We start from the raw sequence: 329 nt of genomic DNA, 5'->3' as shown, positions 1-329 counted from the left end.
GGTAGCTGCTTCTAAGCTCACCTCCCGGCTGTCTAGGGCTTGAGACCACCTTCGATCGCACTTAGTCTACACTTGGGGACCTTAACCCAGCTCTGGGTTGTCTCCCTCACGGTACACAGGCTTACCCCGTGCACCGGACTCCCTGCGTCAAGCGGCGTTTGTAGGTTCGGAGTTGGACAGGGGGGCGCACTCCTCTCGGAGTGCGGTCCCCCAATCCGTCGCTCTACCCCACAAACTACCTCGGCAGAGGTCATGCTTCGACATGTTTCGGTTGGAACCAGCTGTTTCCGGACTCGATGGGCCTTTCACCCCTACACAAAGGTCACGAG

1 rRNA gene is annotated in these 329 nt (G+C 59.0%); it reads right to left on the bottom strand.

Annotated elements, in window-relative coordinates:
• A 23S ribosomal RNA gene (locus C486_RS20585) occupies positions 1–329 on the bottom strand; the annotation flags it as partial.

The sequence above is a fragment of the Natrinema gari JCM 14663 genome (assembly GCF_000337175.1).
GTDB lineage: Archaea > Halobacteriota > Halobacteria > Halobacteriales > Natrialbaceae > Natrinema > Natrinema gari.
Note: the sequence above shows the minus strand (reverse complement) of the source record. Positions and strands in the feature narration are given on the sequence as shown.